This is a genomic window from Pontibacter diazotrophicus (genome assembly GCF_003367245.1).
Taxonomy (GTDB): domain Bacteria; phylum Bacteroidota; class Bacteroidia; order Cytophagales; family Hymenobacteraceae; genus Pontibacter; species Pontibacter diazotrophicus.
Window position 1 is genome coordinate 35733 of the sequence record NZ_QRGR01000020.1, and the last position, 23978, is coordinate 59710.

Below are 23978 nucleotides of genomic sequence, written 5' to 3' on the forward strand. Positions count from 1 at the left end.
ATGGTAGAAGTAGTAAAGTATGGCTCGGAGCATAAGGCTGCCTGGGATGCTTTTGTAGCAAGCTCCAGGAACGGCACCTTTCTGCTGCACCGCGACTATATGGAGTATCACGCCGACAGGTTTACGGATCATTCGCTGCTTTTTTACCGCAAGGATCTACTGATTGCTTTGCTGCCAGCCAACGAGGTGGGGCAGGAGGTGCATTCGCACGGCGGCCTGACCTATGGTGGCATCATCAGCGACAGCCGCATGAAGGCGTCTGTGATGCTGGAGGTTTTTGAGGCAATGAAGGTGTACTTTAAGGATCAAGGCTTCCGGCGCATGCTATACAAAGCCATACCGCACATATACCACCAGGTGCCGGCAGAGGAGGACCTGTACGCCCTGTTTCGTTATAATGCCAGGCTGTACAGGCGCGATGTGAGCTCGGTGGTGGAACTGCTGCAGGCTGTAGGATATGACCGGGACAGGAGGTGGCGCTTGTCAAGAATATCGAACGCAGGTATTGAGCTTCGGCAGTCAGATGACTTTTCTACCTTTATGGAAATGGAGCGCGCGCTGTTGATGGAGAAGTATAACAAACTGCCGGTGCACACGGCAGCAGAAATGATGCATTTGGCGGCTTCTTTTCCGGAGCAAATCAAGCTCTACGGTGCGTATGAGGCCGGTGAAATGCATGCGGGCATTATCATATACGAGACTAAAACAGTGGCCCATTGCCAATACACGGCATCAACAGCTTATGGCAGGAGTATCTCTGCACTGGATGCTTTAACAGACTATCTGATCACCAAGGCATACCCTCACAAAAAATACTTTGACTTTGGCATTTCTACGGAGCAGCAGGGGCAGCACTTGAACAAGGGACTGGTCCGGAACAAGGAAAGCTACGGTGCACGCACCGTGGTGCATGATTTTTACGAGCTGCAATTTTAGTTATAGCAACTCAAAAAGAAAGGCTATTCCGGGTAAGAACAGCCTTTCTCTTTGAATTAAATCTTGATTAAACTGCTTCTGCGGCAGGCACCGCTTCCACTTCGTTTTTCTTGCCAATTACCCTGATGACTCCCCAGAGAATGCCCGCCCCTATGAGGTAAACCAACAGCCAGTGTACGCCCAGTGTCGATAAATTCGTGCAGACTACATTGGCAACCAAGGCTACCGTAACAGCATACGGCAACTGCGTTTTCACATGGTCGATGTGGTTGCAGCCTGATGCCAGCGAACTCAGGATAGTGGTGTCAGAAATAGGGGAACAGTGGTCGCCGAACACAGAGCCCGCTAGCACAACGGAGATAACGTTGTATATAATCGGCATTGTTTCTTCCAGCGTAAAACCCTGCATCTGGCATACGTACCAGGCAGCAGGTAGCATTAGCGGGTACAAAATCGCCATGGTGCCCCAGCTGGAGCCTGTGGAGAAAGCAATAATAGCTGCCAGGAAAAACGTAATCTCCGGCAGGAAGTGCGGAGAGATGTTGCCCGAGAAAAGCGAAGTCAGGTATTCGGCAGTATAGAGCTGCTGTGTTACCGTTGCCAGCGACCAGGCCAGCACCAGGATGAGTATAGCCGGTAGCATTGTTTTGAAGCCCGTCACTAAGGACTCCATCGTCTCCGTCAGGCTCATGATGCGCTGGCTCACCGTCAGTATAACCGCCACAATTACTCCGGAAAGCGAAGCCCAGATAAGGGCGGTATAAGAGTTAGAGTCTCCGATGGTAATGGAGAGTTTGCGCACGAAACTCAGGCTCGGGTCTGCCCATATGTCGGGGCTGTAGCCCGTATAGAGCAACCCCCCTAGTGTGCCGAAAATAACGACCAGCACGGGTAGCAGCGCATTTACAGCACGCGTGCGGGTAACATCAATAGGCTCAAACTCTGCCATTTCCTGCTGTTGCCTCGCCTCGCCTTTAGGATCCATGCTGGCGGAGGTAACGGCGCCGGTGCTGCGGGCGCGTATTTCTGCGCGGTGCATGCCTCCAAAATCGCGGTTCATGAGGATGAGCATCAACATAAACACCAGCGTCAGCACCGGGTAATACGCGTACTCCAGCGAGTGAAAGAACAACGAATAAGCTCCTTCTTCTATCCCCAGTGAGGCGGCTGCATCCTTGATATAGCCTAACTCTGCGCCCACCCAGGTCGTTACAAATGCGATGGACGCTACCGGTGCAGCAGTACTGTCTACAAGGTAAGCCAGTTTTTCGCGGGATATTCTGTGCCCGTCCGTAACGGGGCGCATGGTATTTCCCACAATCAACGTGTTGGCGTAGTCGTCGAAGAAGATAGCGATGCCCAATGCCCACGTCACGACCTGTGAACTCTTAGCCGATCTTGCATAGCTGGAGAGCAGGTTCACGATGCCGGCCATACCGCCATTCTTAGAAATGATAGCCACCATGCCGCCAATCAGCATCGAAAAAAGTATGACAGCAATGTGGTCTGCGTCTGTAAGCGCTGATACGAGGTAGGTGTCGCCAACAGCCAGCAACCCTGTGAAAAGGGATTTGAGAGACAAGCCGTAGATAACGAAGCCGCCTACCCAAATGCCGGCGAAAAGGGCCAGCAGCACTTCCTTAAAAATGAGCGCCAGCACAATAGCGATGAGTGGCGGAAGAATGGAGAGCCACATCGGAAACTCGCGCAGCCCTCCCTCCGCTTCATCATCCAGCCGGTAAAGGCGCGCCAGAGTATGGGTGCCTAAATTAGCACTTACCTGCACCAGTGCAGCGGCCTCGGGTAATGCAAGCAATGTTTCACCATCAACAAGCGTAGCTTCCTGCAACTCTCCGTTAACCCGGAGCGGCAGTGTACCGGTGTATTTAACTAAGTTTCCGGCCTCATTGGTGGTGCGGAGGGTAAAGGCTGTATCGTTAATGGCCTGTAGGGTAAGCTCTTCAATAGCGGTCTTATCTATTGCTTCCTGAGCCTGTGCCTGAGAACTTAGCAGCAGGAGCAGCATCAGGCTCAGCAGGGACTTATATAGCTTCATTTATTGGGCGTAGCGTATTTTACAAACCCTCAAGTAAGCAAAAAAAGGCGACAAACGGAAATTTGCCTGGGAGCCGGCGAACTGCAGGCTTCGGGAAGTATCCGGAGTTAAGGTCTATTCTGTAGGAGGTACTTCTCCTGGCAAAGATGCTCTTTTGAGATGCATCTAAGGTTTGGGCAATCGCTATTTGGCCCTGTTCACGATAAACACACCTGCCAATATCACCACCATACCCACATAGTGCCACAGGTGTATGGTTTCCCCGTCCAGTACGCCCCACATGAGCGCCACAATCGGGATGAGGTAATTAATGGTGCTGGCAAACAGCGGTGTGGAAATGTGGATGAGCTTGTTGAGTAGAATAAGGCCGACGGCTGTGCTGAAAACAGCCAGCAGCGCAATGTACAGCAGCGCCTCCCATGCGCCAGGCGCATATTGCAGCTTCTGAAAGGCATCAGTAGTAGAAAGGTATACTGCGGCCACAGGCCCCACCGTGAGCAGCGCCAGGCTCGACATCACGATTGGCTTGATGCCTCGCAGGCGGTACTTGATGATGTTGGCGCTGCCGCCGTAGCACACAGTAGCCAGCACAATGAACAGGCCATAAAAGGCATTGCTGAAATCAGCACTGCCGTTACCTGTAAAAATCAGCATGGCAGTACCTGCTATGCCTACCAGTATGCCCACCATGCGCATCCAGGTGATGGACTGCTGAAAGAAAATGGCCCCAATCAACAGGGTAAAGAGGGCTGTAAGGGAGTTAAGTACGCCTGCCAGCCCACTTGCCAGCTGGGTTTCGGCGTAGGCAAACAGAAAAGCAGGGAACAGGTTACCGAGCAGGCCACTGGCCACCAAAAATTTCCAACGGTGCGGCTCCACTTTCCGGAGGTGGGCGATGGCAAAAGGTAAAAGCGAGAGGCAGGCAATCACAATACGCAGTGCCCCCAGCTCATCAGAACTGAAAACAACAAGCCCTTTCTTGATGAGAATAAAAGAAGTACCCCAGATAAACGTGAGTACCACAATCAACACCCAGGTCAGTAGCGGGGTAGCGGTTTTCTCCTGCGCGGGAGCGGCTTCGGTCTTAATAGTTAGAAAGTTAGAAGGTTAGAAATTTAAAAAGTTACTGGAGTTAGAAAGTTAGAGCGAGTCAGAAATTTGAAAAACTGAAAGAGTTGGAACTTTGAAAATAAACATCAGAAACTCCAACTCCCCACTTTTCAACTTTGTAACCTTCTAACTTTTTAACTCTCTAACTCTCTAAAGAGTAGCATAGCTCATCGTCTGGGCAATCTCGTCCAGGGTGTCGTAGATCTCATTGATGTCTTCGGACTGTACGAGGCGCATGCGCAGCGGCTTGAAGTGCGGCAGCCCGCGGAAGTAATTCGTGTAGTGGCGGCGCATCTCAAAAATGCCCAGCTTATCGCCTTTCCACTCCAGCGAATGCGTGAAGTGCTGGCGGCAAACTTCCACGCGCTCCTCCAGTGTTGGCCCCTCCAGTACCTCCCCAGTGTTCATGAAGTGCTTTATCTCGTTGAAGATCCACGGGTAGCCGATGCTGGCGCGGCCAATCATGATGCCATCTACGCCATAGCGGTTGCGGTACTCCAGCGCCTTCTGCGGCGTGTCAATGTCGCCGTTTCCGAAGATGGGGATTTTCATGCGCGGGTTGTTCTTCACCTCGGCAATCAAACTCCAGTCAGCTTCGCCTTTGTACATCTGCACACGGGTGCGGCCGTGGATGCTGAGGGCCTGGATGCCAATGTCCTGCAGCCGCTCGGCTGTTTCTACAATGTATTTGGTGTTCTCATCCCAGCCCAGGCGGGTTTTCACCGTTACCGGCAGGTGCGTCGCTTTCACGATCTCCTCCGTCATCTTCACCATCTTGGGTATATCGCGGAGCAGGGCAGCACCGGCACCTTTGCAGGCCACGTTTTTTACAGGGCAGCCATAGTTAATGTCAATTAAATCGGGCCCGGCCTGTGAAGAGACAATTGCCGCCTCCCGCATGGACTCAATGTCAGAACCGAAGATCTGAATGCCGATGGGGCGTTCGTAATCAAAAATATCCAGCTTTTGAATGCTTTTTGCCGCATCTCGTATCAGGCCCTCCGACGAGATAAACTCAGTATACATCAGGTCTGCGCCATTCGCTTTGCATACCTTCCGGAACGGCGGATCGCTCACGTCTTCCATCGGTGCCAGCAGCAGCGGAAACTCCCCCAACTCTATGTTCGCTATCTTTACCACAGCTAAATCTATTTTTTCGCGTAAATTTACGTCAATTAAACCTAATCTTCTGTATGAAAGGTTTCATCTCCAAAGGTCTGCACCCATTTTGGGTAATATTGCTGCTGTTGGCGTTTATGTTTGGGGGCTATTTTGTGGCCACGTTTATAGTTACTCTACTGGCTGAGTGGTTTTTTGGAGTGGGTATTTTCGAGTTGATGGATGTGGCTGCTGACCCTGCCTCGCATCCGCAGGGGCCGAACGTGATGATCCTGCTGCAGGCGGTGCTACAGTTTACCTCTTTTATCATTGGTCCGCTCATACTGCTCCGGGTGCTTGGCTATAATATCGGTCATTACTTAAGCTGGAAGGTGCGGCCAAATTTGTTGCTGGTGCTGCTGAGTGGCCTGCTGATCATCACCATCATGCCCGCCAACTCCGCTATCATCAACTGGAACGCCAATCTTGACTTCCCCGATTTTATGGAAGGGTTTGAGCGCTGGGCGCGGGAGCAGGAAGATAGCCTGGCCGAGATTATGAAGCTCATCACCCGTTTTGATACAGTGGGTGATCTGCTGATAGGCCTGGTGGTGTTTGCCCTTATACCTGCTGTTGGCGAAGAACTGGTTTTCCGGGGTATTTTGCAGCGGCAGTTCTTCCGCTGGTTAGAGAATCAGCATGTGGCTATTTGGCTGGCAGCTATCATCTTTGGCGCTATTCATGTGCAGTTCTTCGGTTTCTTTCCGAGGGTTTTGCTTGGTGCCTTGTTCGGGTATTTATATTTTTGGTCGGGCCGAATTATTATCCCGATGGTGGCGCACTTTGTAAACAACGGCTTTACGGTGTTTATGCTATACCTGCACCAAACCCGTACCATCGAGACTGATATAGAAAGTACGGAGGCCATGCCTTTATATGCTATCGCGGTTTCCTTAATTTTGAGTGCGGCTATTATTTATTTTCTTTATCAGCAGTTTGCCGCCTTGCCGGTGCGCCCGGAAAGTGCAGCAGAGGCTACGGAAGAAGAACAGAGCCACTATAACTCCTAAACAAACACACGAGCTGTCGCCCCGCCGACACAAAAGCAATTCATGAGAAAAAAAGTATCCACCCTCAGTAATTTAAGTCAACGTATCATTGTCGGGGTGCTGGGTGCCGCGATTTTTATCGGGAGTATCTGCTTTAGCGAATGGACTTATTTCCTGCTTTTCCTGGGGCTTACGCTCCTGGGGATAGCTGAATTCTACAGGATGGTGCACGAGCAGGGCATTCATGCAAACCGGGGAGTCGGGTTTCTACTGGGTGGCTTATTCTTCGTGTCCATGTTCTTAGTGCAGGCAGAGGTAATGCCCGGCGAGCTGCTGTACCTGACGCTGCCGGTGCTCTTTTTTGTTTTCATCAATGAACTTTACCGCAAACGGCCGCAGCCATTCACAAATATAGCCTTTACTATATTAGGAATGGTGTACGTGGCTGGTCCGTTCGGTCTGCTGCACCTGCTGGCTTATCTGGAGGGGGTATATACCTGGCAACCTATCCTGGGCCTGATGCTGCTGATTTGGGCCGCTGATACGGGCGCCTATATTGCCGGGAAGAATTTTGGGAAGCACAAACTGTTTGAGCGCATCTCACCAGGTAAAACCTGGGAGGGGTGGGCAGGCGGTACCCTGTTTTCTATAGCAGTAGGGTATGTGCTGTCGATTTTTCTCTTAGACCTGCAGGTGTACCAGTGGGTTGGGGTAGCAGCAATTGTCTCTGTGTTCGGGGTGCTGGGAGATCTGACAGAATCCATGCTGAAACGCAGCCTGGGTGTAAAAGACTCCGGAACGTTGCTGCCCGGCCATGGGGGGCTGTTAGACCGCTTTGACAGTCTTTTAATGGCAATCCCCTTCATCGTTGTCTTCCTTAAAATCTTCTAAAAAAATTGCGCGCGGCCTTTAGGAGGTTGCAACTAATATTATCAACTTTGCCGAATAATTGATTACTCACTATAAATTATACATAGTAGATGATGCTATATAAAGAGCCTGCACCGATCAAGGACAGAGAAAATCCTTTTGAATCGATGATGTCGCGTTTTAACGTTGCAGCTGAGGTACTAGGGCTGGATGAGGAGGTGTACAACGTCCTGAAGTCGCCTACCCGGCAGGTAATCGTTAATATTCCTGTTACAATGGATGATGGGAAAGTACGTGTATTCGAAGGCTTCCGGGTGATGCACTCCAACATCCTAGGTCCTTCTAAAGGCGGTATCCGCTATGCCCCGGATGTGTTCCTGGACGAGGTGAAAGCCCTTGCCGCCTGGATGACGTGGAAGTGTGCCGTGGTTGACATCCCTTATGGCGGTGCCAAAGGCGGTATCATCTGCGACCCTTACTCTATGTCTGCCGGTGAGATTGAGCGTTTAACAAGAGCTTATACCAACTCACTCATAGATATCTTTGGTCCGGACCGTGACATTCCAGCGCCGGACATGGGAACAGGCCCGCGCGAAATGGCCTGGCTGATGGACGAGTACTCTAAAACCAGAGGTTCTACAGAACATGCGGTGGTTACAGGAAAGCCGCTTGTATTAGGTGGCTCACTGGGCCGTGTAGAGGCTACTGGTCGTGGGGTAATGGTGTCTGCTATGGCTGCCATGGAAAAACTGGGTATGGACCCTAATAAATCTACAGCCGTGGTACAGGGCTTCGGTAACGTAGGGGCCTGGGCTGCCAAACTGATGGCGGAGCGCGGCGTAAAGATTTTAGGAATCAGCGATGTGAGCGGCGCCTACTGGAACGACAACGGCATTGACATTGAGGCGGCCATTGAGTATAAGAACGAGCACAACGGCCGTCTGGAAGGCTACAAAGGCGCCGAAATGATGGATCCCAATGAGCTGTTGACAACCAAAGTGGATGTGTTAGTGCCTGCCGCCGTGGAAGATGTTATCACGATTCATAATGTGGATAAGATACAGGCCCGCCTGATTGTGGAAGGTGCCAACGGTCCTACATCCTACAAAGCCGACAGCATCATCAACGAAAAAGGCATTATGGTGGTGCCGGATATCCTGGCCAACTCGGGCGGTGTTACGGTGTCTTACTTTGAGTGGGTGCAGAACCGCATGGGCTTTAAATGGACCCTGCAACGCGTAAACGAGCGCGCCGAGCGTATTATGAATGAAGCTTTTGAGCGTGTTTATGCAGCTTCACAAAAATATAACGTACCGATGCGTATTGCGGCTTATATCGTGGCAATCGATAAAGTGGCGATGACGTATAAGTACCGTGGTGGATTCTAAATATTAAATTTTTATAACTATAAACGTAAGTTTGTTATTTTTGGAGCAGGATAATAGCCCGTCCACCAAAATGGATGGGCTATTGTTAGATAGACAGTACCTGCGGATAACCCAAAACACGGATGAAGATTCATAAAGAAGGACGGAGAATATTATTTTTTACATTATTGGTTTTGCTAGTGCTCAACCTGTTGCTCTACTACTTCAACACTGAGAATGGAACCTTTAACAGAATATTCTCAGCTGTTTCTGTCGTGCTCTTTCTCCTGATCCTTCAGTTTTTCAGAAGCCCTTACCGTAACCTGCTGCTGCACGAAGATTTAATTACGGCCCCTGCTGATGGGAAAGTAGTGGTGATTGAGGAGGTGGAGGAGCCGGAGTATTTCCAGGGTAAGCGCAAGCAAATTTCCATTTTCATGTCGCCGATTAACGTGCACATTACGCGGAACCCGGTTTCAGGTATTGTGAAGTATTTTAAATATCACCCTGGCAACTACTTTGTCGCCTGGCACCCGAAGTCGAGCACGCAGAACGAGCGTACCACCGTGGTGGTAGAGTCTACTGCCGGCCCGGAAGTACTTTTTCGGCAGATTGCCGGAGCTATGGCCCGTCGTATTGTCTGGTATGTAAACGAGGGAGATGAAGTGAGCCAGGGCGAGGAGTTCGGCTTTATCAAGTTCGGCTCCCGCGTAGACGTTTTTGTGCCTTTAGATACAGATATTAAAGTGGAGCTTGGTCAGAAAACAAAAGGCGGTCAGACCGTTATTGCCCAGCTGAAAACGCAGACACCAACGTTCTTTGGATAATTCTCTGCGTAGCACGACACACGTATCACGATAAAAAGGAAGGCCGCTGCAGATATAAACTGCAGCGGCCTTCCTTTTTTCTATTCTACCGCAAGTTTAGCGAAGCTTAACGTGTGGTTTTTATGGAGTCAGTTTTTAACTGGCGGGAAAGAGTGGCTGAAAAGACAACGTTACAAAACGGAGTCAGGACAGCAACTAAAAGCCTTCTGTGTTTTTTATCGTGCTACGTGTGTCGTAATACGTGCTACATAAATTGTGCTACATGATACGCAAAAATCAATACCAGCTTTCCACCAGCTTCATTAGTTGCTCCAAGTACTTCTGATCTACTTCGTCAAAGTCGTTGAGTTTATCGCTGTCTACGTCCAGCACCAGTTTTACTTCACCGTCTTTTATAACCGGAATCACAATCTCCGACTTGGAATCGCTGCTGCAGGCGATGTGGCCGGGGAAAGCTTCTACATCAGGTACCAGAATTGTTTCCTGGCGGGTATAGCAGGCACCGCATACTCCTTTGTGGTACGGAATGCGGGTACAAGCCACCGGTCCCTGAAACGGCCCCAGCACCAATTCTCCCTCTTTGTTAAAGTACACGCCTACCCAAAAGAAGCCCATACCCTGCCGCAAAGCCGCCACGAGGTTAGAGATATTTGCAATCAGGTCTGTCTCGCCCGTTACTAATGCTTCAATTTGTGGTACAAGGGCCTTGTATTTTTCCTCTTTACTGAGATTTGCATCAACTAAAAGTGATTCTGCCATAGGGAATTTTGAATAACTGAATTTTGAATGACTGAATAATTAGAAATGTGAAGTGATTACACCTTCTGTTAAATGTTAATTGTTAAATGAATTATTGCGGTAGTGAAACAACTGATCAGGGCTTAAAGTTTGAACGTTCTGTAGTTGGCCATAAGCTATGCCCGGAGCTTTTATTCCAGCAGGAAGCGTTTTGTGCAGGCTCTTGAAAACCAATGCCTCGTCCCAAAGATTTGCCTGCAGCAGGCTTTCGAGCAGAAATGTTCCGCCCTCCACCATCACCGAAAGCACATTACGCTGGTGCAGGTCCTGCATTATCTGCGGAAGCATGAGTTCTTTTTCCTGGAGCTGCACATAGTGTAAGCTCTCCTGCTCCTCCTGCTTCTGATAATTATATACTACCGTTGGCTGGCTCTTGTCAAACAGGTGCAGGTGCTGGGGTAGTAGCAGGTTCTTGTCTATGACCACACGCAATGGGTTTCTGCCGGTCCAGAGGCGGGTGTTCAGGCGTGGGTTATCGTAAAGGGCCGTGCGGCTCCCGATCAGGATAGCCTGCTCTTCGGAGCGCCATTTGTGCACCAGCCGCTGTGCCAGCTTACCGCTGATCTGTTCCTGCTTATAATCGGCTGCGGCTATAAAACCGTCTGCTGTCTCGGCCCACTTCAGGAGGATGAACGGCCGCTTTTGACTGAGAAAGGTGAAGAAGCGTTTATTAAGCTCCAGGCCCTCTTCCTCCAGCACGCCTACTTTTACCTGCGCCCCCGCCTCAAAAAGCTTTTTAATGCCGCGGCCAGCCACCAGTGGGTTCGGATCTGTATTGCAAATCACCACATCTTTCACGCCGCTGTTCACAAGCAGATCCGCGCAGGGTGGCGTTTTACCAAAATGAGAGCAAGGCTCTAAAGTAACGTACACCCTGCTCTTCGGCAGCAGGCTTTTGTCTTCCACAGCGGCGAGTGCATTTACTTCCGCGTGTGGTCCGCCGTAAGCTCTGTGCCATCCTTCGCCAATAATCTGCCCTTCGTGCACCACCACGCAGCCAACCATCGGATTAGGATAGGTGAAGCCGTTGCCCAGTCGGGCCAGGTCCAAAGCGCGGCGCATGTATCGTTCGTCGGACATTTCTTGAGTTAGAGGGTTAGAAAGTTACTACTGAGTTAGAAAGTTAAAAAGTTAGAGGGTTAGAAAGTCTAATAAGTTAGAGAGTTAGAGGGTCAGAAAGTTAAAAAGTTAATACCGTAGATATATATTAAGACATATACTATGTTCTTACCTTATCCTCATGTACTTCGAAACTCTTAAACTCAGATATTTTTTCATCTTCAAACTCAAACAACTTTTTAACTCTCTAACCCTCTAACTTTTTAACTTTCTAACTCAGAAGAGCTACTTTTGCAAAGATACCTAAAATCTAACGAAAGCATATCTGTGGCCACTGTCCAGCAAGTTCAGCAACTAATTCGTCAGAATATACGTGATGCCTATCCGGAACCGGAAGCGGGGGCCATTGCGCAGCTGGTGCTGGAGCATGTGCTGCAAAAGTCACGAATGCAGTTGAGGCTACAGCAGCAGGAGGTAGTAAGCAGCGCGCAGGAGGCGCAGGTACAGGAGGCAATAGCGCGCCTGCAGCAGCAGGAGCCGGTGCAGTATGTATTGGGTGCGGCGCATTTTTATGGCTTAGAGCTGCAGGTAGATGAACGGGTGCTGATTCCGAGGCCCGAGACGGAGGAGCTGGTAGATTTGGTGCTAAAAGAGCATAAAGGGAAGCAGGGGCTGCAGGTGCTGGACATCTGCACCGGAAGCGGCTGTATACCACTGGCACTGGCGGCTAACCTCTCGGCGGCAAAAGCGTATGGGCTGGAGGTATCGGCAGGAGCACTGGAGGTGGCAAAGGCCAATGCTGAAAAATACAAGCTGCCGGTAGGGTGGCTGCAGCAGGATATCTTTGAGCCGGTGCAAAGTATAGCAGACGGGTCTCTGGACATCATTACAAGCAATCCGCCCTATGTACTGGAAGAAGAAAAGCAATTGATGCGCCCAAACGTGCTGCAGTACGAGCCGCACCTCGCACTGTTTGTGCCGGATACGGATGCGCTGAAATATTACATAAGAATAACAGCGGTAGCAAAGGAGCTTTTAAAGGAAAAAGGTAAATTGTACTTTGAAATAAACGAACGCTACGGGAAGCAGGTACAGGCGGGTCTGCTGGAGGCTGGTTTTACAGAGGCTGCCGTGGTGCAGGACCTATTTGGCAAAGACCGCATGGTGCGTGCTGTGAAATAGTTTAGAGTTTGAAGTGCTGGATTTTAGGCAGTTGTATAAAAAATCAAAATTTGTACCTTTACAACCAGAATGGCGTATATATAATATTTTAAATATATATAGGGCTTCAAATGCATAGCGGTTTGTAATCACAATTTTTAAGATAAATTCAATAGTACTTTGGCAAAAGAAAAAATACTGGTTACCGGAGGTGCGGGCTACATTGGGTCGCATACAGTGGTAGAGTTGATAGAAGCAGGCTATGAGCCTGTAATTATAGACAACTTCTCAAATTCTGAAGAAAGCGCACTGGAAGGCATCGCGGCTATAGTAGGTCGCAGCGTACCGTGCCACCGCATTGATTGTACGGATGCGGCCGCACTACGAGGTGTGTTTGAGCAGGAGCAGGACATCGCGGGTGTTATTCACTTTGCAGCTTATAAAGCCGTGGGTGAGTCGGTGGAGCAGCCACTGAAGTACTACCACAACAATGTGGGCTCTCTTATTGCGCTGCTGCAGGTGATGGGTGAGCTTAAAGTAACGAACCTGGTGTTCTCTTCTTCCTGTACGGTGTATGGCATACCAGAAAGCTTGCCGGTAACAGAGCAGACGCCGGTGCAGAAAGCAAATTCTCCTTACGGTAACACAAAGAAAATCTGTGAGGATATCCTGACAGACCTGGCCAACAGTGGCAGCAGTATCAAGAGCATTGCGCTGCGGTACTTTAACCCAATTGGAGCGCATCCATCCGCTAAAATAGGAGAGTTGCCGCTGGGCGTGCCAAGCAACCTGGTGCCGTTCATTACCCAGACAGCCGCAGGCATTCGGGAAGCTTTAACTATTTTTGGAGATGATTACGATACACCGGATGGCACCAACATCCGCGACTATGTGCACGTGGTGGACCTTGCCAAAGCACACGTAGTAGCGGTAGAAAGAATGATAGCCGGCAAGGTAGACGCGATAGAGTTCTTTAACGTAGGCACCGGCCGGGGGAACACTGTGCTGGAGGCCGTGCAGGCTTTTGAACGTGCCACAGGCGAAAAGCTGAACTATAAAATCGGACCCCGCCGTGCCGGTGATGTGCCGAAGATTTATGCCGATGTAACCAAAGCCACCGAAGTACTAGGCTTTGAAACCACCAGTACCCTCGATGAAGCAATGAAAAGTGCCTGGGACTGGCAGCTTTCCCTTCAAGACAAATCAAAAAAATAAGCATGAAAATATTGATTACAGGCGGTGCCGGATTTATCGGCTCGCATGTGGTACGTTTATTTGTAAACAAGTACCCCAATTACCAGATTTTTAATCTCGATAAGCTGACGTATGCCGGCAACCTGGCAAACCTGACAGATATCGAGGACAAGGATAACTATACGTTCCTGAAAGGAGATATAGTGGATGCAGCTTACGTGGATGGCATCTTCAACGAACATCAATTTGATGCCGTGGTTCACCTGGCGGCGGAGTCGCATGTGGACCGCTCTATCACCGATCCCTTGGCGTTTGTGTACACCAATGTGATTGGGACGGTAAACCTGCTGAACACGGCGCGTAAGCAGTGGGCAGATAACCTGCAGGATCATGTGTTCTATCACATCTCCACAGATGAAGTGTATGGCTCGTTAGGCAAAGAAGGACTCTTTACAGAAGAGACAGCCTACGATCCACGCTCTCCTTACTCGGCTTCCAAGGCAAGCTCTGATCATTTTGTGCGGGCCTATTACCATACCTATGGCCTGCCGGTAAAAATATCAAATTGCTCCAACAACTACGGCCCGAATCATTTCCCGGAGAAGCTGATCCCGTTGGCAATAAACAACATCCGGAACGAGAAACCTGTGCCGGTGTATGGCAAAGGCGAAAATGTGCGCGACTGGCTGTACGTTATCGACCATGCCCGCGCCATCGATGTTATTTTCCATGAAGGAAAGGTGGGGGAAACCTACAACATCGGCGGCGTGAATGAGTGGAAAAACCTTGACCTGATTGAGCTGCTCTGCGACCAGATGGATGAAAAGCTAGGCCGTGAGCAGGGGCACTCTCGTAAGCTCATCACCTTTGTGAAAGACCGTGCCGGCCACGACCTGCGCTATGCCATCGACTCTTCCAAACTGATGAATGAGCTTGGCTGGAAGCCGTCTGTCACGTTTGAGGAAGGCCTCAGCAAAACGGTAGACTGGTACCTGCAGCACCCGGAATGGCTCGAGAACGTAACGTCGGGTAATTACCAAAGCTATTACGATCAGCAGTATGTCAGCCGCTAAAGCGGCAATTATAAATTATGAATTTCAAATTATGAATTGTTCGTTGGGAAAGAGTGGGAGGAAGAGCGCGAACAACGCATAACTAATAACGAACAACGAGAATGAAAGGAATCATACTTGCCGGAGGCTCCGGAACACGTTTACACCCATTAACCATTGCCGTTAGTAAGCAGCTGATGCCAGTGTATGATAAGCCGATGATTTACTATCCGCTGTCTACCCTTATGCTGTCCGGCATCCGGGACATTCTGATCATTTCCACACCGCATGACTTGCCGCTGTTCGAGCGCCTGCTGGGCGACGGCAGCCAGATTGGCTGTAATTTCAGTTATGCCGTGCAGGAAGTGCCAAACGGGCTGGCGCAGGCCTTTGTCATCGGAGAGGAGTTTATTGGTGGTGACAAAGCAGCGCTGATACTGGGCGACAACATCTTCTATGGTTCTGGTATGAGCAAGCTGCTGCAGGCTAATAACGATCCGGACGGTGGTGTGGTGTACGCCTATCACGTACAAGACCCGGAGCGCTACGGTGTGGTAGAATTCGACGAGAATAACAAGGCTATCTCCATAGAGGAAAAGCCGAAGCAGCCAAAGTCAAGCTTTGCGGTGCCGGGCCTGTATTTCTATGACAACGATGTGGTGGAAATTGCTAAAAACCTGGAGCCAAGCGCCCGCGGCGAATACGAAATCACAGACGTGAACAAAGAGTACCTGCGCCAGGGCAAACTCAAAGTGGGCATTCTGGACAGAGGTACAGCCTGGCTCGACACAGGTACTATCGTTTCGTTGATGCAAGCCGCTACCTTTGTGCAGGTAATAGAGGATCGGCAGGGGCTGAAAATCGGTAGTATAGAAGAGGTTGCTTATCGTATGGGCTTTATTAACGCCGAACAGTTGCAGCGCGTAGCGGAGCCACTGCGAAAGAGCGGCTACGGGGAGTACCTGCTGAACATCCTGAAGTAGATAGCAACAGCATGTTTTAACAGAAACGTCTGGCTGAGGAAACCTGGCCGGACGTTTCTGTTTAATAAATAGCTAGCCCCAGCACCAGCCCCGTCAGGATGAGCACGGGGGCCGGAATCTTGGTGAAGAGGAGCAGGCAGAAAGTCGCTACCACTATACCAAAGTTCAGGGGCGTGTTTTCGATGGGGTGATACAGCTGTATAGCTGCTGCCACTACCATGCCGGAACTCACGGCGCTAATGCCTTCTAGTGAGGCCCGGACTACTCTATACTTCTTCAGCTCGTCCCAAAACCGGATAACAAAGAAGATGAGGAAGGTGCCTGGCAGAAAAATACCTGCCGTGGCCACAAAAGAACCTAACAACTGGCCAGGTAAGCCAAACTGCCGCATCGCGAGGCTACCAACAAAGGCGCAAAAGGAGAAAGTTGGCCCTGGCAGTGCCTGCGCAATCGCGTAGCCAGATAAGAATTCTTCGCCGGTAAGGTAGCCTTTAAAGTCAACAAATTCTGTGTAAAGCAGGGGAATGAGCACCTGCCCCCCGCCAAAAACCAGGGTGCCGTTCCGGTAAAAGTTCTCAAAAAGCCTGACGGGCAGCGAAGAGGTGGTAGCGCCTAACACCGCCGCCGTTATGAGCACTCCCACAAAAAGTATAAAGTTAGCCCACTGTATATGCAGGTGCTTGTTTTCCTCCATGGGTTGCTGTTTAAAGCGTAACGCTGTAACAGCGCCTCCTGCAATCAGTAAAGCAGGGAACACCCAGGGGGAGGAGAAAAAGTAAACAAGTATGGAAGAGATGACCAGCAGCACGATAGCTGTTTTCGTGTGCACCACTTTAACACTTATCATATAGGCGGCGTAGGCCACAAAGCCTACGGCCATTGGTAAGATAATCCGCAGGAAGCCCAGCGATATGCCCTGTTCCTGCAGGTACGATATGCCTAAGGCCGCCAGCGCCATGATGGTGGCGGCAGGTGCTATCCAGACAATCAGGGTGAGATAGGCCAGGTTAGGGCCACCAATTCTAAACCCAATGGCGGTGATGGTTTGGGTAGAGGTGGGGCCTGGCAGGATAGAGCAAAGCGCATTAAGCTCTATTAACTCCTTCTCCGTTAAATAATGGCGTTTGTCCACCAGCAGCTTAAACATCAGCGCAATATGCGCCTGCGGCCCCCCGAAAGCAGTGAGGGCCAGCGTCAGAACGTCTCTGAGAAAGATGTAGTAGCGCAAACTCATGTGGGCATAAAAGTAAAAAAAGAGAGACAGGTTTTAACTATCTCTCTTTTTAATATTGTCTTTTACTTTTGAAGCTTGTGTAACTTTATTCTTTGAGCTGCAAAAGCGCGCTTTCAAAGGCAAAATATCACAAACGCTTATGCTTTCTTCAGGCCGAGTTCAATCAGGCGCTCATTCAGGTACTCTCCTGCTGTGGCATCAGGGTATGCTTTCGGATTTTGTGCATCAATGCAGCTCTCCAGGCAAGTCAGGTCCATTTCTGAGCGCGGGTGCATGAAGAACGGAATAGAGTAGCGGGAAGTGTTCATCAGCTCGCGCGGCGGATTCACCACACGGTGGATGGTAGACTTCAGCTTGTTATTTGTCAGGCGGGCCAGCATGTCGCCTACGTTAACCACCACCTGCTCCGGCAGGGCCGTTATCGGAATCCACTTGCCATCGCGGCGCAGCACCTGCAGGCCATCGGCACTGGCCCCCATCAGGAGCGTAATCAGGTTAATGTCACCGTGCTCGGCAGCGCGAACGGCATCAGCTGGTACACTGTCCGGGTCTTCGATAGGGAAGTAGTGGATAGGGCGCAGAATGCTGTTGCCGTTGTGCACCTTGTCGTCAAAGTAATTCTCGTCGAGGTCAAGGTTGATGGCGATGGCCTTCAGCACCTGCTTGCCGGCTGCTTCCAGCTTTTGGTAAGCCTCCAGTGTTACCTCTCTGAACGCTGGTATCTCCTTCGGGAAAATATTGTCCGGGTATTCTTCTTTGATCGGGTCGTTGTCTGTTACTTCCTGGCCTACATGGTAGAACTCTTTCAGGTCGCCGGTATTGCGGCCTTTTGCATGCTCTTTCCCCTTGCCCACATAGCCGCGCTGGCCTGCCAGTTCAGGTACTTCATACTGTTGCTTTACCTCATCAGGCAGGGCAAAAAAGGCCTTTGTGGCAGCATACAGCCTTTGGGTCAGCTCATCACTTAAACCGTGATTGCGCAGCGCGATAAAGCCAATATTCTGATAGGCATCGCTTAGTTGGTTTACAAACCGAGCCCTTCTTTCAGCATCACCTGATGTAAAGTCCGCCAAATCCAGCGAGGGAACCTCATCAAACAAAATTTCGCTCATATAGTAATAACTGTATACTTTTTAGTGATTTTTACGTAGTTCGCAATATACGAAAAAATAAAATCGCTAAATTGGCTCAATTGCTAAACCAAACTACAATTAGATGAAAAAAACGTACTTACTGCTGGCATCAGCCCTTATGATAGGCTTTACAGCCTGTGATACTGCCCGCCAGACACAGGACACCGATACTCAAGCAACTACAACTCCACGCAGAGGAGCAGGCCCGGTGCCTGTAGGCGCTGTTCAGAGCAAGGGCGGCATACGCGTGTTTGCTTTCGACAATTCTCAGAATTACCCGGAGTCGATGCTGCGCCTGAATGTGCCACCTGCAGGAGGAGTGGTAGAGCCCGGTCCGGTGCAGTTTGACTACGACCTTTCGAACTACCAGCTGACCCGCATGACGCCACACTCTAATGCGGAGCATTTGGCAAACTCGCAGGAGGGGCAGCACATCCATAACATCGTGGACAACGAACCGTACACGGCGCACTACGAAACAGAGTTCACGAAAGAGCTGGAGGAAGGTGACCACGTTATCCTGTCGTTCCTGTCCCGCTCTTACCACGAGAGCTTAAAGCACAAAGGTGCCTATGATTTGCGTGTGGTGACAGCAGGCAGACCTGCAGAGCGGATGAATTTTGATACCGATGCCCAACATATGTTCTATAGCCGTCCGAAAGGGGAGTATATAGGTGCAGATACAGAGCAGGTGATGCTGGATTTCTACCTGGTTAACACAGACCTTTCTGCCGAAGGCAACAAGGTTCGCGCAACCATCAACGGTACTGAGTTTGTGCTGAACAGATGGCTGCCGTATATCATGGAGGGGCTTCCTATGGGGGAGAACACCATTCAACTGGAGCTGATAGACAATAACGGGAATGTAATTCCGGGTCCATTTAACACCGTAACCCGTACATTTACACTCAAGCCGGCAGCATAAGCTGTTCGCATATCTAAAACAAAACGCCCGCGCCATACTACCTGGCGCGGGCGTTTTGTTTATAAAGACGGACAATCTTCACCGAGGCACATACCATAGCAGAAGATATAAACCTGCAGGTGTTTGGTGGCAGGGTATAATTTTGATATATTCATTTGGGAATTAAAGATTTACCTGAATTACGGACTGCTAAACGGGAATGACTATGATACGAACTGTTCTACAAAAAAGCCTCCTGCTGTCTTGCCTCCTTTTGCTGGTTACCCAGAGCTTTGCAGCCGATCCCAAGCCCCTGGAGATTGGAGCACCGGCACCTGATTTCAGCCTTCCGGGTACTGACGGCAAGACCTATACGCTGAAAAGCTTTGCCGACGCCAAAGTGCTGGCGGTTATTTTCTCCTGCAACCATTGCCCTACGGCACAGGCCTACGAAGACCGTATGAAGGCTTTAGCGGCAGATTACAAAAATAAAGGAGTGGCTGTGGTGGTGGTTTCCCCGAATGACCCGGAGGCAGTTAGCCTGGACGAACTGGGCTACAGCGACATGGGCGACACCTTTGAAGAAATGAAAACCCGGGCGAAGGAGAAGGGCTACAACTTCCCTTACCTCTACGACGGCGATACCCAAAAAATGTCGATGGCTTACGGACCGGCCGCTACGCCGCATGTTTTTGTCTTTGATAAGCAGCGTAAACTACAGTATAACGGCAGGCTCGATTCCTCTGAAAAGCCCGGTTCTGCTAACGCGGAAGACACACGGAATGCCATAGACGCCTTGCTGACGGATAAACCCGTGCCTGTTGCCAAAACAAAAACGTTTGGCTGCTCTATAAAGTGGGCCGACAAGAAAGAAATGGCGGAGCGGGCAAGGGCGCAATGGGCAAAGGAAGAAGTGTTGCTGGACCTGATTGACGAGCCGGCATTGAGAGCCCTGTTGAAGAACGATACCGATAAAGTACGCCTGGTAAATGTGTGGGCTACCTGGTGCGGTCCTTGTGTGCAGGAGCTGCCTGATTTTGTGGACATCAACCGCATGTACCGCAACCGCGATTTCGAATTTATCACCATCAGCGCCGATAAGCCAGACAAGAAAGATAAAGCCCTGGCTGTTCTGAAGAAGCTGGAGGCATCCAACACGAACTACCTCTTCAATTCAGAAGACAAGTATGCATTGATAGAGGCCATTGACCCGGAGTGGCAGGGAGCGCTGCCCTATACGCTTTTAATTGAGCCGGGTGGCAAGGTGCTGTACCGTAAACAAGGCACTATCGTGCCTGCTGAAATGAAGAAAACGATAGTGGAGAAAGTAGGGCGGTATTACTGATTGTAGTGCTTTAAAGCAGCGTATAAGCAACTGTGATTAGACTATTTCAGAACTGTAGGTTGAAAAACTAGAAAGGATACCCCATTCCTTGTTACAGTTAATTTGAACTCTTTCCAGAAAATGGCCTCCATTTAGCATATCGTTAGTTATAGGTGATACATCCCCCAGGGGCTGGAATCGCACCCGCTCCTTTTGGTACTTTCACGGGGTGCGGAATTGTCTGCAGGTTCCTTTATATTGCTCCGTATATATAGTATGTTCGTTAGTCCGGTTACGGTTATCTCTAGATTTCGACAGATAGGCCGAATAACTCTGTTTAGCCGATAGTTGCCCACAATTATGAAAAAAATACGAACACAATTAATATTTTTTGCTTTTTTAACAATCACGATTAATGGATTTGCCCAAGAGGTGTCATTTTTCAATGCTGATGGATTTTTTTCCATCGGAACACAATCGTTCCGTACGGCTTCTATAACTTTATTTGATATTGATCAAGATGGAGACTTAGATGCCTTAGTAGCCAATGGAAGACATTGGGCGGAACAAAATTATATTTACTACAATGACGGTTATGGAGGATTTAAAGTAGCCCAACCCATTGGCAAATTCCTTGACGCTTCTTATGCTATAAAAAGTGCCGATTTTAACAATGATGGATTTATGGACATTGCTGTTGCCAATGACAATATTGCGAATAAAATATACTTTGGTTCAGCCAACCAGAACTTTGATAAAGAAACAACTTTTGGTTCAAAATCGCCCTCACGTAATCTTGAAATAGCGGATATTGACAATGATGGAGATTTTGACCTCATACTTTCAAATAGGAAAGCTAAAAATAAAATTTATTTAAATGATGGAAAAGGCAATTTTGAAAGAATAGTAACTTTTGGAAAACAATCAGACCAAACTTTGCAAACAATTATAGTTGACATAAACAAAGATGGATTTTTAGATTTAATTACAGCAGAAAGAGGGGCTAAAAACAACATTTATCTCAATGATGGAAGCCATAATTTTTCAAAAATAATTGAGTTTGGAAATGAAAAAGATGAAACCCGCTCTATTGACATTAGAGATTTTGATAAGGATGGTTACTTAGATATTATAACAGGAAATTTAGGCTCAAAAAATATTATATATTTTGGTGATGAGAAATTATCTTTTGAAAGAATTTTTGAATTTAGAGAGGAGCGTATGACTTCATCAATAAAAGTTGCAGACTTAAATCAAGACGGATATTTGGACATAGTGGAAGGGAATTTTGAAGACCGAAATTATGTGCTTTTAGGCAATGGTAATTTAGAATTTACGGAGATTGGTTTACGAGAGGACTTAAAAGATGATACCTACAATATTAATATTGGAGATTTAAATGATGATGGATTTCCCGACATTATAGAGGCAAATTCAGGAACCTGGAATTTATATTACAGAACGCTCAAAAAATAACTGTGGGCAACACCGCAAAGTAGTAACGGCTGGTTTCCTGGAGTAGCAAAGTTCACTGCCATTTGCTATCTTCTTAACCTGGCTCTTAACGTCAGCCGCTCCTACTGTGCAAACCGTTAGCCCTAATTAGAGCTATAAAATAAACTTTTGACAAGATTGTCGTAAAAATGCCGCAGACAAGCCGCTACCAAATAAGTTACTCCATAACTACTTTCGTTCTAATCATTAACTATAAAAGCTGTGAACGAAATAGGAACTAAAATTCGGGAGATTAGAAAGAAAAAAGGTCTGGCTCAAGAAGAGTTGGCTGAAGCTTCAAAAGTCAATCTGAGAACTATCCAGAGAATAGAGAAGAATGAAAGTGAGCCGAGAGGTAAGACACTCAATCTGATATGTGAAGCTCTCGGTATAAGTGCAGAAGACATATTAGACTATGGAAAGCAGGAAGACAAAAGCTACCTAATGCTGCTCCACCTCTCTGTTATTTCCTTTATCGCTATACCTATAGGAAACATAGTTTTGCCCTTGATACTGTGGTTGACTAAGAAAGAAAAGATAGTGGGACTCAAAGAGACAGGGGCAAACATTCTTAACTTCCAGATAGTGTGGACATTCTTTACTTTCCTTTCTGCAACTGCTTACGCTCTTTCAAAGATTCTACACTTCCCCTTTATGGACGTTATGCTTTATGTGTTTATGAGCCTTTGTGCCTTGAATATAGTTCTTCCTGTAGTTTTTGCTCTCAAACAGAATAAGGGAGAATCACTAAAGATGTATCCAAGTATAATTAGATTTATAAAATAACAGGTGCTAACCACACCTAAAGCGTGCCTTAACTAAGTCCGTTGAACAAGACTCTCTTTACAGTAACTGGTTTATACGTTTGCAAGGAACTCTAAACTTCATTGTTGATGAATTACTTGATATCATCAGAAAATAGCATTAAAATGATAAAGCATTAGGCTCACCTCCTGCTGCTCCTTCTTACTAACTCTACACATATGAAGACATCGTTATTGCTTTTTCTTTTGATTCTTTTCGCATCAAGTGCAATAGCCCAGCAGCCTGATGAAGTTAGTCCTGACGATGGTAGACTGTACATTGGGGCTGGTATCACCACCATACCATATCACATATACTATAAAGAGAGAAAAAATACGGGTTTAGTTAGGTCAGGCTACTTCACCCCTATAACCATTGCGCTTCGTTATGAATTAAGTGAACGGGCAAGCGTGCAGGTAAGTATTGGCTATGGAGGTGACACACATGAGATAGAAGGGATTGGAGGAACTTTTGATAATCCTGTTCATTTTACAGCCCGTTCTCGCACCAATGCCATAGCGTTCCCAGTGTCAGGACAGTTCATTCTGCTCAACGCTTTCAAGAGGTTTCCTGTCTACGCCACAGCATCTATGATACCCGTCTTCGGAACAACTAAGGCATCAGTCACCGAAAACAGTATTGTTGTCTCAGACACAAAAGACAAGGGCATGGACATATTTGCCATAGCAGGATTAGGTGGCAGATACAAAATCAGCAATAGGTTTACGGGCTACCTAGAATACTATTTCTTTAAGAAGAACCTGACAGGAGGAAACTCTATGCATTACGATTGGGAGCAGTTTGCAACAAGATCAAGACGTATCTACAAATCGTTAGCACTTGGCGTCAACTATAGGTTGCAAAAAGTAGAATAGTTCTGAGCGTGGTAAAGCTATTTCTCATGACCATTTAAAGCTACGAGGGGAGGTGACAATGCATATGAGTAAAGCTGCGGCGATGCCTCGCTCACCTCATGTACGAGGCCGTTAGCATTAACCTGCAGTAATATGGAAAGCTATTTCAGGAGATTTTTTATTGGCCATTTACTGGTTTTGATAATTGTAGCATGTACAATCTTTTATTTTGGTAAATCAAAACTGATAGCCACTCTCCTTTTTGTTGGTTTGATTGAATTCTTGCTTTACTATCTCGACGCAAAGTATCTTCCAAAAAGAAGAGCTGAATTAACCAATGAACTGATTGAGCTTTTTAAAGCAGAACCATTTTCAGAAGGAGTATTGAAATTCAGAATGGGTGCAATTGATTTTTTTGTAACGGTTGAAGTAGATTTTAAAAAAGGTCTACAACTTGCCAACATTGAAACAGTTGAATTTCATATTCCAAAAGCTCAAAGTAAGTATTTGTCGACAGAGCCTGAACTGGAATTCAGGGAGGATAAAATTGCTGGGATTCAAACCTATAATTTCTACCAGACGAGTGGGGAAGGGCTGAAACTTGCAAAGGAAAATCTAGAACAAATGTTTAAGAAGTAAGGCTACTGCCAACATCGCACACGCGTAATGCG

The 23978-nt window shown here is 48.2% G+C and carries 22 protein-coding genes; 15 read left to right on the forward strand and 7 right to left on the reverse strand.

Annotated elements, in window-relative coordinates; translation table 11 throughout:
• Nucleotides 1-936 (forward strand): GNAT family N-acetyltransferase, encoded by a 936-nt coding sequence (locus DXT99_RS17350; protein WP_115566853.1) that lies wholly within the window; start codon nt 1-3, stop codon nt 934-936.
• A gap of 67 nt (nt 937-1003) precedes the next feature.
• Here the strand turns inward: DXT99_RS17350 and DXT99_RS17355 are convergent, their stop codons facing one another.
• The 3 genes from DXT99_RS17355 to dusB form a co-directional block, all read right to left on the reverse strand.
• Complete coding sequence (locus DXT99_RS17355) at nt 1004-2992, reverse strand: Na+/H+ antiporter NhaC family protein (protein WP_246000806.1); 1989 nt, start codon at nt 2990-2992, stop codon at nt 1004-1006.
• 183 nt (nt 2993-3175) lie between these two features.
• Nucleotides 3176-4015 carry a DMT family transporter gene (locus DXT99_RS17360; RefSeq protein WP_246000807.1) on the reverse strand — a complete coding sequence of 280 codons (840 nt, stop codon included), beginning with the start codon at nt 4013-4015 and terminating at the stop codon, nt 3176-3178.
• Between the two features lie 237 nt (nt 4016-4252).
• Nucleotides 4253-5242: a tRNA dihydrouridine synthase DusB gene (gene dusB / locus DXT99_RS17365; RefSeq protein WP_115566855.1), complete on the reverse strand. Its 990-nt coding sequence runs from the start codon at nt 5240-5242 to the stop codon at nt 4253-4255.
• 53 nt (nt 5243-5295) lie between these two features.
• Between dusB and DXT99_RS17370 the strand changes: the two genes are divergently transcribed.
• The 4 genes from DXT99_RS17370 (at nt 5296) to DXT99_RS17385 (ending at nt 9313) form a co-directional block, all read left to right on the forward strand.
• Complete coding sequence (locus DXT99_RS17370) at nt 5296-6270, forward strand: CPBP family intramembrane glutamic endopeptidase (protein ID WP_115566856.1); 975 nt, start codon at nt 5296-5298, stop codon at nt 6268-6270.
• A 42-nt stretch (nt 6271-6312) separates the two neighbouring features.
• Nucleotides 6313-7140, forward strand: coding sequence for a phosphatidate cytidylyltransferase (locus DXT99_RS17375; RefSeq protein ID WP_246000810.1), 828 nt, complete (start codon nt 6313-6315; stop codon nt 7138-7140).
• Between the two features lie 92 nt (nt 7141-7232).
• Nucleotides 7233-8507, forward strand: a complete 1275-nt coding sequence (locus DXT99_RS17380; protein WP_115566948.1) for a Glu/Leu/Phe/Val family dehydrogenase — start codon at nt 7233-7235, stop codon at nt 8505-8507.
• Between the two features lie 122 nt (nt 8508-8629).
• Complete coding sequence (locus tag DXT99_RS17385; protein ID WP_115566857.1) at nt 8630-9313, forward strand: phosphatidylserine decarboxylase family protein; 684 nt, start codon at nt 8630-8632, stop codon at nt 9311-9313.
• A gap of 276 nt (nt 9314-9589) precedes the next feature.
• On the opposite strand, the gene DXT99_RS17390 is transcribed toward DXT99_RS17385, so the two are convergent.
• Nucleotides 9590-10072: a GAF domain-containing protein gene (locus tag DXT99_RS17390; protein ID WP_115566858.1), complete on the reverse strand. Its 483-nt coding sequence runs from the start codon at nt 10070-10072 to the stop codon at nt 9590-9592.
• Between the two features lie 75 nt (nt 10073-10147).
• A complete protein-coding gene (ribD, locus tag DXT99_RS17395; RefSeq protein WP_115566859.1) occupies nt 10148-11191 on the reverse strand; it encodes a bifunctional diaminohydroxyphosphoribosylaminopyrimidine deaminase/5-amino-6-(5-phosphoribosylamino)uracil reductase RibD in 1044 nt (347 codons plus the stop codon).
• Between the two features lie 270 nt (nt 11192-11461).
• On the opposite strand from ribD, the gene prmC reads away from it, so the two are divergent.
• From prmC to rfbA, 4 genes are all read left to right on the forward strand, one after another.
• On the forward strand, nt 11462-12352 hold the full coding sequence (gene prmC, locus DXT99_RS17400; RefSeq protein ID WP_246000811.1) for a peptide chain release factor N(5)-glutamine methyltransferase: 891 nt from the start codon (nt 11462-11464) through the stop codon (nt 12350-12352).
• A 159-nt stretch (nt 12353-12511) separates the two neighbouring features.
• Nucleotides 12512-13546, forward strand: a complete 1035-nt coding sequence (gene galE / locus DXT99_RS17405; RefSeq protein WP_115566860.1) for a UDP-glucose 4-epimerase GalE — start codon at nt 12512-12514, stop codon at nt 13544-13546.
• 2 nt (nt 13547-13548) lie between these two features.
• Nucleotides 13549-14598 (forward strand): dTDP-glucose 4,6-dehydratase, encoded by a 1050-nt coding sequence (gene rfbB, locus DXT99_RS17410; RefSeq protein ID WP_115566861.1) that lies wholly within the window; start codon nt 13549-13551, stop codon nt 14596-14598.
• A gap of 101 nt (nt 14599-14699) precedes the next feature.
• Entirely contained in the window at nt 14700-15560 is an 861-nt protein-coding gene (rfbA, locus tag DXT99_RS17415; protein WP_115566862.1) for a glucose-1-phosphate thymidylyltransferase RfbA, read from the forward strand.
• A 61-nt stretch (nt 15561-15621) separates the two neighbouring features.
• On the opposite strand, the gene chrA is transcribed toward rfbA, so the two are convergent.
• Nucleotides 15622-16794, reverse strand: a complete 1173-nt coding sequence (chrA, locus tag DXT99_RS17420) for a chromate efflux transporter (RefSeq protein WP_115566863.1) — start codon at nt 16792-16794, stop codon at nt 15622-15624.
• A 137-nt stretch (nt 16795-16931) separates the two neighbouring features.
• Nucleotides 16932-17906: an isopenicillin N synthase family dioxygenase gene (locus tag DXT99_RS17425; protein WP_115566864.1), complete on the reverse strand. Its 975-nt coding sequence runs from the start codon at nt 17904-17906 to the stop codon at nt 16932-16934.
• A 103-nt stretch (nt 17907-18009) separates the two neighbouring features.
• On the opposite strand from DXT99_RS17425, the gene DXT99_RS17430 reads away from it, so the two are divergent.
• From DXT99_RS17430 to DXT99_RS17455, 6 genes are all read left to right on the forward strand, one after another.
• On the forward strand, nt 18010-18852 hold the full coding sequence (locus tag DXT99_RS17430; protein ID WP_115566865.1) for a hypothetical protein: 843 nt from the start codon (nt 18010-18012) through the stop codon (nt 18850-18852).
• A gap of 205 nt (nt 18853-19057) precedes the next feature.
• Complete coding sequence (locus DXT99_RS17435; protein WP_115566950.1) at nt 19058-20176, forward strand: redoxin family protein; 1119 nt, start codon at nt 19058-19060, stop codon at nt 20174-20176.
• 339 nt (nt 20177-20515) lie between these two features.
• Nucleotides 20516-21631, forward strand: a complete 1116-nt coding sequence (locus tag DXT99_RS17440; protein WP_115566866.1) for an FG-GAP repeat domain-containing protein — start codon at nt 20516-20518, stop codon at nt 21629-21631.
• Between the two features lie 240 nt (nt 21632-21871).
• A complete protein-coding gene (locus DXT99_RS17445) occupies nt 21872-22435 on the forward strand; it encodes a helix-turn-helix domain-containing protein (protein ID WP_115566867.1) in 564 nt (187 codons plus the stop codon).
• Nucleotides 22436-22632: 197 nt separating this feature from the next.
• A complete protein-coding gene (locus DXT99_RS17450; protein WP_115566868.1) occupies nt 22633-23328 on the forward strand; it encodes an outer membrane beta-barrel protein in 696 nt (231 codons plus the stop codon).
• 132 nt (nt 23329-23460) lie between these two features.
• Entirely contained in the window at nt 23461-23946 is a 486-nt protein-coding gene (locus DXT99_RS17455) for a hypothetical protein (protein ID WP_115566869.1), read from the forward strand.
• The last annotated feature ends 32 nt before the right edge of the window (nt 23947-23978 follow it).